This is a genomic window from Vibrio sp. (assembly GCF_047973365.1).
Classification (GTDB): Bacteria; Pseudomonadota; Gammaproteobacteria; order Enterobacterales; family Vibrionaceae; genus Vibrio.
In genome coordinates, this window is the sequence record NZ_JBKEBW010000028.1 from 1 (window position 1) to 5,814 (window position 5,814).

Below are 5,814 nucleotides of genomic sequence, written 5' to 3' on the forward strand. Positions count from 1 at the left end.
AGATATCCCACCCTCAATCACAGTATTGGTCTGACTAAGTATTGGGCTTTGCGCTATTTTGGACGCTTACCCACCAGTACCGCCGAAACAGATTACGGTTAGTTGTGTACATCTAACTTCCTATGGCTTCCTTCAGACCCCACCGTTAGCCCGTGACGCCCTTGCCATTCGGATTGTCTTCCCCTTAGTCAGGGTGACTCCACTTTCTTTCAAGTGGACGGGTTTGCCAGCTTTGCTGGGCAAACAAAAATCCAGTGCTTAAACACTGGATTGAGTTTGTGTACCCGTCATTCCTGTAAAGGCAGGAATCAAAATCTCAGCATCATGCACAAAAGCGAGAGCCCGGATAAATACTACGTATTTTCCGGGATGACGGGCATAAACGTTGGAATAACGGGTATAAATCGAACTAAGAGTTTATTGAGTTTCAAAGTATGAATCACTCACCCGCTGTAAGGTCAGCAGCTTTCTCTTTCGCTTGCTGAGCTTCACGGACATCTTTGTAGATGCGTGCCATCTCAACAAACGCATAGCGGTGCTCTACGTATTCGTAAACATTAAAGGAAATGGCCAACTTATACAGCGATACCGCATGGGCGTAGTTACCTTGCATTTGATAGCGCTTACCAAGATAAAAATAAGCTTCGGTTAAACGCTGCGCTAGCAAGTTGTTATCGCGAGTGCTTGCCAGTACCACTTTAAACAGTTGCTCTTCAGATATTTCATCCAACATCATGGCAGCCAATAACCAGCCCCACTCTTGGTCACTGGCTTTGTCGCTATAAGATTTGAACTGCTCGCTAAGCTCTGTTGTTGCCGCTTGAGGGTCAAGTTCCATTTTGATGATATAGCGCCACAAAGCGCGGAAGGGATCATTCGGATCCATCTGATAATGTTTATCCGCTTCATCAAATGCAAGCTGTGGACGCTCACCGTAATATAACGCAACGGCACGGTTACGCATGGCGTATTCATTACTAGGATCAAGCTCTAGCGTTGAATCAAACGATTCATAAGCTGCGTCAAATTCACCGGTTTCGGTGTAATACACACCTAACAAGTTAAAGATATCGGGTTGAGCGGGATTAAGCGCTAATGATTGCGTGAAATCCAAGCGAGCTAAATCACGTAAGCCAACACTGTCATAAGCATTGCCTCGTTCATAAAGCATTTTTGCTCGTACTTCATCGGCTAAATCAGGTCGCTGCAATAGCTGCGTCAAACGCGCGATTTGCACTTCCTGCTGCACACTGGCTTGTAGAGGAATAGCCATTGGTGGATAAACCCATGGTACCGTATTGGCAGACTCGGAAGAGTTGCTCGCACATCCGGCTAAGAGCGCTAACGCCGCAGTGACGGTCGCGGTTTTAAACCATTTCACAAATAGATACTCCTGTATGCCCTGCCACTATGATAAAAAAGAAAAAAGGGAGCGAATCTAGCTCCCTTTATAACACGTATTTTTATCTTTTACGTAAATTAACTCTACGTAAACGGATTAAGCTTCTGGAGCTGAATCAGTTGCTGCCGCTTCTGCTGGCTTTTCTACTGCTTCTTTCATGCTCAGACGAACACGACCCTGGCGGTCAATTTCAAGTACTTTAACTTGAACTTCTTGGCCTTCAGTCAGGAAGTCAGACACTTTCTCTACGCGTTGATCAGCGATTTGAGAAATATGAACCAGACCGTCTTTACCCGGAAGCACAGTGACGAATGCACCGAAGTCAGCCAGACGTGCAACTTTACCAGTGTAGATCTTACCGACTTCAACTTCAGCCGTGATCTGCTCGATACGACGAATCGCGTCTTGCGCTTGCTCACCAGAAGTTGCTGCGATCTTGATGGTACCGTCATCTTCGATTTCGATAGTTGTACCCGTCTCTTCAGTCAGAGCACGGATAACTGCACCACCTTTACCGATAACGTCTTTGATCTTCTCAGCGTTGATCTTCATAGTGTGGATACGTGGAGCAAATTGAGAGATGTCTGCACGAGCGCCAGAGATAGCTTGATCCATTACAGATAGGATGTGCTTACGTGCACCTTGCGCTTGGTTAAGGGCAATTTGCATGATCTCTTTAGTGATACCTTCAATCTTGATGTCCATTTGCAGTGCAGTGATACCAGTGTTAGTACCTGCTACTTTAAAGTCCATATCACCTAGGTGGTCTTCGTCACCAAGGATGTCTGAAAGAACAACGAAATCGTCACCTTCTTTAACCAGACCCATTGCGATACCTGCAACGGAAGACTTGATTGGCACACCCGCATCCATCAGAGCCAGAGAAGTACCACAAACAGAAGCCATTGACGAAGAACCGTTTGATTCAGTGATTTCTGAAACCACACGTACTGTGTACGGGAATTCTTCTGGAGAAGGCATGACTGCTGCGATACCGCGTTTAGCCAGTTTACCGTGACCGATTTCACGACGCTTAGGAGAACCTACAAAACCAGTCTCACCCACACAGTATGGAGGGAAGTTGTAGTGTAGTAGGAAGTAATCTTTTTTCTCGCCAGTTAGCTCATCAATGATTTGAGCATCACGTTGAGTACCAAGAGTCGCCGTTACTAGCGCCTGAGTTTCACCACGAGTGAATAGTGCAGAACCGTGAGTACGTGGCAGAACACCAGTACGTACATCAAGTGCACGAACCATGTCTTTTTCACGACCATCAATACGTGGGTTACCGGCGATGATGCTACGACGTACCACGACTTTCTCTAGATCGTGGAAAATAGTGTGGATCTCTTTTGGATTCAGCTCTTCGTTTTCAGCAAGTAGTTTGTCACTGACTTCGGCACTGATTTCATGGATACGGTCATAACGCGCCATTTTTTCAGTGATTTGGTAAGCTTCAACCAGTTTCGCTTCCGCTAGCTCAGCGATTTTCGCTTTAAGCTCTGTGTTTTCAGCAGGAGCCGTCCAGTTCCATGCAGGAGTAGCTACTTCCGCTGCGAATTCGTTGATGGCGTTGATAACGGTTTGTTGTTGGTCGTGACCAAATACAACCGCAGAAAGCATCTCTTCTTCTGTTAGGTTGTCAGCTTCTGATTCAACCATCAGTACCGCAGAATCAGTACCAGCAACAACAAGATCTAGACGAGAAGTCGCAAGTTCTTTTTCGCTTGGGTTTAGAACAAGTTGACCATTGATATGACCAACGCGTGCTGCACCGATAGGACCATTGAATGGGATACCTGAAATCGCAAGCGCCGCAGAAGTACCAATCATAGTCACGATGTCTGGTTGAACATCAGGGTTCACAGACATGACTGTCGCGATAACTTGAACTTCGTTAGTGAAACCATCTGGGAACAGTGGGCGAATTGGACGGTCAATCAAACGAGCGGTAAGCGTTTCGCCTTCTGAAGGACGGCCTTCACGTTTGAAGAAGCCACCAGGGATTTTACCTGCCGCGTAAGTACGCTCTTGGTAGTTGACGGTTAGAGGGAAGAAGTCTTGACCTTCTACCGCTTCTTTCTTACCAACAACAGAAACGAATACTGCGGTGTCATCCATAGTCACCATGACTGCAGATGTTGCTTGACGAGCAATAACACCTGTTTCTAGCGTGACAGTGTGGTTGCCATACTGGAACGTTTTAACAACTGGTTTTTCGAACATGTAAATATTCCTTGCTCTGAGCTAATGCCCAGATTTAATAAATGAATCTCACACATTACGAATCGCGACTAGTAAAAACGTGCTTTTATTCTGTATTTAAGAATGTTCGGCAAACACGCTTTGGATAGCCGCGACCGTTTGGTCGACGTGGTTGACTGTAATGTAGTGAGTTTGAATGCCTAACCTTATCTAAGGATTTCGACGCGCATAGTATATACCTGCTTGCGACAAGATGCTAATTCCGGTAGAAATTAAGGTATTTTCTGTCATTCCAGCGAAGGCTGGAATCTAATCATCGCGAGAGCTGAAACTAGATCCTGAATAAATGCTACGCATTTTTCAGCATGACGAGTGATCGGCAGACACAAAAAAGGGGCATAAAGCCCCTTTTTCTTAAACCTGCTTGGCAGACGTCAATTAGCGACGTAGACCTAGACGGGCGATTAGTGCGTGGTAACGCTCTAGATCTTTACCTTTTAGGTAGTCTAGAAGTTTACGACGGCTAGAAACCATACGTAGAAGACCACGACGGCTGTGGTGATCGCCTTTGTGTTCTTTGAAGTGACCTTGTAGGTGGTTGATAGAAGCGGTAAGTAGAGCTACTTGAACTTCTGGTGAACCAGTGTCGCCTTCGCCACGTGCGTATTCTGCAACGATTGCTGCTTTAGTTTCTGCATTCAGAGACATAATTCTCTCCTAAAGAGTTAAGTTTATATTTGTGTCGCCAATCTCTGATTCAGCCGACACGGGGAGCGGGGATTATAGGGAATAACCTGTAACCACACAAGCGCTATTTCACGAAATAGAATGTGTAACTTAGCGCTATAAATCAGTCATTGACCTTGCAGCATCAAGTACGCGGTGGATAAACCACTAAACGCTTCGGCGCTACTTTGCCATCGTTATCGATTTCAGCAACGCCAAGGAATAGCTTCTCTTCGCCACCCGTCATGCGAACTATACCGTCTGTCGGAGCACCAAAGACTTGAACCGCTTGACCGTGCTGAACCATATCAACCAGCTCAGGGATCAGATTGACCTCTGGTAAGTCTTGTACTGCGGTATCCATTGGTAACAGCAATGCATCAAGCACATCGTAAGGTGAACGTTCTTCGCGGTGGGCTTGCTCAATAAGTTGGTTGAGCTGCTCAAGCGTTACCATATTCTCATATGGGTATTTCGCCACCCCCGTACGACGAAGCATAGTGACATGCGCGCCACAGCCAAGCATTTCACCTAGATCATCGACGATAGTGCGAATGTAAGTGCCTTTTGAGCAATGTACTTCCATCTCAACTTCATCGTTTTCAAAACGATACAGAACAATGTCGTAAACGGTGATTTTGCGCGATTCGCGTGGTACTTCGATACCTTGGCGAGCATATTCGTACAGTGGACGACCTTGGTATTTCAATGCGGAAAACATTGATGGTACTTGGTCGGTTTCACCGCGGAATTTTTCGATACAACTGAACAGCGTATCATGGTCGACATTCACCTCACGCGTTTCAACCACTTCACCGTCTGAATCTGAGGTATCAGTACGCTCACCCAGCTTTGCAATCACGCGATAACGCTTATCGGAATCAAGCAGAAACTGCGAAAACTTAGTTGCTTCGCCTAAACAAATAGGCAGCATACCCGTTGCCAGAGGATCTAGTGCTCCGGTATGCCCTGCTTTTTCAGCAAAGAAAAGGCGTTTAACTTTTTGTAAGGTGTCATTAGATGAGATGCCGGTTGGTTTATCAATCAGCACCACACCATTAATCGGACGCCCTTTACGACGACGAGCCATTACTCTTCGTCATCACGACCAGCTTCTTTTTGACTTTGCTTGTCGCTATTGACGACTTCAGAAACTAGGTTCGACATACGCATACCTTCAACTAAGGTGCTGTCGTAGTGGAAACGAATTTCTGGCGTTAGACGTAGACGAATACGCTTACCAAGCATCATACGGATATGAGCTTCGTGTTCACGTAGCGCTTTTAAACAAGACTCTGGCGTTTGCTCACCCACACATAGGAAAGTGACAAATACTTTAGCGTAGGCTAAGTCTCGAGAAACTTCCACATCAGAAATGGTCACCATTCCTAAACGAGAGTCACGAACTTAGCGCTGAAGGATCATGGCGAGTTCTTTTTGTAATTGTTGAGACACACGTTGAGTGCGGCTAAATTCTTTTG

4 protein-coding genes and 1 pseudogene are annotated in these 5,814 nt (G+C 45.9%); all 5 read right to left on the reverse strand.

The window, feature by feature from the left end:
- Window positions 1–439 precede the first annotated feature (439 nt).
- Entirely contained in the window at window positions 440–1,381 is a 942-nt protein-coding gene (gene nlpI / locus ACK5MF_RS04880; protein ID WP_416919917.1) for a lipoprotein NlpI, read from the reverse strand.
- Between the two features lie 117 nt (window positions 1,382–1,498).
- On the reverse strand, window positions 1,499–3,628 hold the full coding sequence (pnp, locus tag ACK5MF_RS04885) for a polyribonucleotide nucleotidyltransferase (protein ID WP_416919919.1): 2,130 nt from the start codon (window positions 3,626–3,628) through the stop codon (window positions 1,499–1,501).
- Window positions 3,629–4,045: 417 nt separating this feature from the next.
- Window positions 4,046–4,315, reverse strand: a complete 270-nt coding sequence (gene rpsO / locus ACK5MF_RS04890; RefSeq protein WP_416919921.1) for a 30S ribosomal protein S15 — start codon at window positions 4,313–4,315, stop codon at window positions 4,046–4,048.
- A gap of 163 nt (window positions 4,316–4,478) precedes the next feature.
- The gene (gene truB, locus ACK5MF_RS04895) at window positions 4,479–5,423 is read right to left on the reverse strand and encodes a tRNA pseudouridine(55) synthase TruB (protein WP_416919923.1); all 945 of its coding nucleotides are present in this window, start codon (window positions 5,421–5,423) and stop codon (window positions 4,479–4,481) included.
- Window positions 5,423–5,814, reverse strand: a pseudogene (gene rbfA / locus ACK5MF_RS04900) (30S ribosome-binding factor RbfA); the annotation flags it as partial. The pseudogene rbfA and the gene truB, both read right to left, overlap by 1 nt.